This window comes from Neisseria sp. HMSC03D10 (genome assembly GCF_001807625.1).
Classification (GTDB): Bacteria; Pseudomonadota; Gammaproteobacteria; order Burkholderiales; family Neisseriaceae; genus Neisseria; species Neisseria mucosa.
The window spans coordinates 1-4,110 of record NZ_KV789486.1; the positions used below are offsets into that span (position 1 = coordinate 1).

Below are 4,110 nucleotides of genomic sequence, written 5' to 3' on the forward strand. Positions count from 1 at the left end.
TGTCCAACTTTTGGGGTGCAGTTCAAACCTGTTTTCTAGTTTTCAGACGACCTTTTGGCAGATTGAAGGATGGTTTATTGACGTTTCGCGCCGTAACCGCCGATTAAGTGTTCGCTGCCGTCTTCTTTTTGCAGACCGTAGGTACCGCCGATTTCTGCGGCGGACGGACCGAAGAATTTACCGCTCAAATTACCTTTCAAGCCGGCTGCGGCAGCTTCGACTTTGCCGAGGAAGAGGTTGCCGTTTTCCCATTTTGCCGTACCTTTCATGTCGTATTTTTCATCGGCTTCGGTTACACGGCGGCCGTTGGTATCGAGAGAATGGAATTGGGAATTGGCAGTCTCAAAGCGTACGCCTTTCAAGCCGAAATCGACGATGGCTTTGACATTGGCGGTCAGCTGACGGCTTTGATCGTCTTTCACAACGTAGGCTGTGGTCAGGCCGTTGTAAGTTGCTGTGCCGCTGGCAGGGAGGGCGGTAAACTTGGTTTCGTCGCCCAAGCTTTGATAGCCGAATGCGACATCGTTTTTGGGGTCTTTATAGAATGCAAAGGTTTGGTAAGCCCAGCCTGCCGCCGCAGGGTCGTGCATAACGATTTGCGTACCGTCGGTAAATTGGATGACATATACACCGTCAAAGCGTTTGTCGAAGACGACGTTTTTCCCGTCTCCAGAAGCGAGATTGCCTTTTTTTAAGTATGCCAATTTGCTAATGACTGAATATGCTAGATCTCTATCGTTTGGATTCGAAGGATCATTAGGATTTGAGAAAGTAGGTGGAGTTGCACCTTCAGAGAATGCTTTTACGATTAGAGAAGAAGCTGAAGGCCATTCGGCTTGTGTAGCTTTGCCTTCATTGCGTTGGTTTGCAATTACGACTGCATCCAATTTAAGTTCGTTGGTTTTAACACTTCCATCTTGCTTGAAATTAAGCGAACTTATCAAACCATGCTGATCATTTTCTTGACTGTCGGTTTGGTAGTATCCGCCTGTATATTCTGTAGTTTCGTTGTTTCTTTTCATGCGAAGCTGTACATTCGGATTACCTTGTTGTGCACTTTCGGAAGAAATGACATGGGTGTGCAGCGGAGTATCTTGGTTTAAGGCTGGAAGCGGGGCTTCGTCTTGCAGTTCTTCAAGTTTGTCGGCTTTGTTGCTGAGAGTGGGAGTCTGGGCTGTGCTGTTATCGTTATTGGCATTGCCGGTATTTGCGTTGTTATTGTTGCCGGTACCGCCGTTTTTGGCAGGACTGCCGCTGCCGCCGGTAGATGTCGAGCCGGTGGAAAGTGCGGCGGTATCGCCACCGCCGCCACCGCCGCAGGCTGAAAGGATTGCCGCGCTGACGGCGGTGAGGATGATGGTTTTGATTTTGGTGTTGATTGCAGACATATTGTCCCCCTTTTTTTGATTGAAATGGTACGTTTTTATCAAACGGCATAAATCCAATATCATAGATACAATCATGACAAAAACAAAATATTATTTGTGTTTTGCAGGGAGATTGGTAATTTGGCGGCGGTTTGTGTTTGATTTTTGCGACAGAAGGTTGTTTAAGGATGTTGAGCGGTTGATTGTGCCATGTAGGGAAGGGTAATGGGGTGGAAATGGCGGCAGGAGGTAAATGTCTGCCCTTAACCTAATACATTAAAAAAGGTCGTCTGAAACCCAAAATCAGGTTTCAGACGACCTTTTATCAACACTTTTATCAGAAGCGGTAATTCACGCCCAAGGCGAACTCGCGGCCGCGTTCGTAGAAGGGGACGCGTCCGTTGCCGTCGGGGAAGCGTTGGCTGTGCGAACGGTATTGTTTGTTGCCGATGTTGTTGACGGCGAAGTTGACGTTCAGGTTGTCTTTTTTCAGCGGCTGCCAGTTGGCGTAGATGTCGTGTACGCCGTAGCCGGCTTTCTTGCCGTGTATCGTGCCTTGTCCGCGGGCGACGTCGGTGTATTTCACGCTTTGGGCGTAGCGGCCGCGCCAGCCGATTTCGAGTTTGGGGTTTTCAAACTGGTAAGACAGGCCGGTCAGCCATTGGCGGCCGGTGTTCCAGAAGGTGAACGAGCTTTCGTGGTCTTCCGCTTGAATCGGGCTTTCGCCGTAGTACATTTCGCCGTTCAGACGCGGTTTGACGTAGGACACGCCGGCGCGTGCGGTCAGACCGCCCCAACGGTAGGATGCGTCAAGTTCGTAGCCGTAGGTTTTGAGCGTGCCGCCGTTGTAAATCTTGCCGCGTTCGGTGATGGAGGCGGTGTTGTTGTTGATTTTTGCCCAACGATAGACGATGAGGTCTTTGATGCGTTGGTGGAACACGCTGCCGCTGACGTTGAAATTGTCGTTGCGCCATTTGAAGCCGAGTTCGGCACGGCGGGCGGTTTCGGCTTTGAGGTTGCTGTCCAAATCGGCGGCGGCGCCTGCGCGTTCGTTAGCCAACAGGGCTTCGTTCAGGCGGGGCGCACGGCTTGCCTGATTGAGGTTTGCCAAGAGCGAGAAGTTGTCGTTGATGTCCCAAATCGCGCCGATGCTGGGGTTGAGCTGACCGTGCGACGCGCTTTGTTTGCTGGCGGCGTTGTATTTGAAATGGTCGTAACGCAGGCCGGTGGTCAGGGTAACGGGGTGCAGGTTCCAAATGCCTTCCGCGTACACGCCGTATTCGGCTTTTTTCTCTTTGTCGCGGTCATACAGGCCGAGAATCTTCAGCCATGCGCCTTTGTCGGACGGCTCGGAGGTTTCGTGGCGGTAGTTGACGCCGTATTTCACCATGTGTCCGTCGCCGAAAGAGCTGGCGAGGTTCAGATTCGCGCCGGTCGCTTTGATTTTGCTTAACTCAAGCTGGCCGATGGGAACGCCGCCTTGAGCCGTGCCGGAGGCATGGGCTTTCGGGGAAGGCGCGCCTTTAGGCGGCTTGGTGTCGTCGGTGTTGATTTGGAAGACGTTGGCGTCGATTTTGTCGAGGAAGCCGACATTGCGGCCGCGGTATTCCAGATTGTAGGATTGCTCTTTTTGGTAAGTGCCGTCCACGCCGACGTAGCTGTCAACGTTTTGGAACTCGGCTTTGTCGGTGCGGTTGCCTTTTTGGTATTCCTGACGGTAGGTCAGGCGGATGCCGTGGTCGTCGTTGAAGTCGTAGCCGAGTTTGGCGAGGTAGCTGTGCTGTTTCAGACGGCTGCCGCGGTTGACATTGCCGTTGCCGTCTTTGTAGTCGCGGTTGTTGAGGAAGTTGCCTGCAAACAGGGCATCGAAGCCGTTTTGATAGCCGTAAACCGCCGCGTTGCCGGTTGAACCTTTATTGCTGCTCAAGCCCGCGCCGAGTTTGAAACCGAAAGGTTTGCCGTCGGTCAGCAGGTCTTTCGCGTCAACCGTCGTTACGCGGATGGTACCGCCGACCGCGCCCAAACCCGCGCTCGCCGCGCCAGTGCCTTTTTCAACGTTGATGCTTTTTACCAAAGCTGGGTCAAGCTGGAAGCGGCTTTGGTGGTGGAAGATTTTGGTGGATTGGCTGGTGCCGTCCACTTCCAGATTAATCTTGTCTTCGCCGACGCCGCGGATGCTGTAAAACTGTGCCACGCCGTTGCCGCCGCCGACATCCATGCCGATTTGGTCTTTCATGACTTGTTTCAAATCGGTCGAAGTCTCGCGGTCAAGCTGGTTGCGGGTAACGCGGGTTGGTACGGCAGTACCGGTAACGACGACTTCTTTCAGTTCGGCAGTTGCTTCGGGGCGAACGTTGTCTGCATGGGCAAAACCTGAAGACAGTGCCAGCACCATGATGCTGAAACGGAAGGCGGGGGAATGGGGGGATTTCATGTTCTTCCTCTAGTTGGGTGATTAAGGGGTGTTGCGTTAAAGCAAGAGTGTATATTCTAATATTTTTTGATAATGATTTGCAAACAATATACATTACTCCGAGAATATTAATCATATTTTCAGAGACCTACATTTGTTGATGCTCTTTAACCGAATGTAGCGGAAGCCGGATTTTCGGAAGGGCTGGCGATATTTTTACTGTCGGCATCGCGTTGTTTGATGGCTGCGGCATCGCTGGTGGGGATGAGAAACCTGTGTTTTAGAAAGAGGGGGCTTGTTGTATAGTGGATTAAATTTAAATCAGGACAA

General features: G+C 51.8%; 2 protein-coding genes. Both read right to left on the reverse strand.

What is annotated here, in order from left to right; translation table 11 throughout:
* Positions 1-74: 74 nt before the first annotated feature.
* A complete protein-coding gene (locus HMPREF3066_RS00575) occupies positions 75-1,388 on the reverse strand; it encodes a transferrin-binding protein-like solute binding protein (RefSeq protein ID WP_070439801.1) in 1,314 nt (437 codons plus the stop codon).
* A gap of 316 nt (positions 1,389-1,704) precedes the next feature.
* Positions 1,705-3,801 carry a TonB-dependent receptor plug domain-containing protein gene (locus HMPREF3066_RS00580; protein WP_070439802.1) on the reverse strand — a complete coding sequence of 699 codons (2,097 nt, stop codon included), beginning with the start codon at positions 3,799-3,801 and terminating at the stop codon, positions 1,705-1,707.
* Positions 3,802-4,110: the final 309 nt, after the last annotated feature.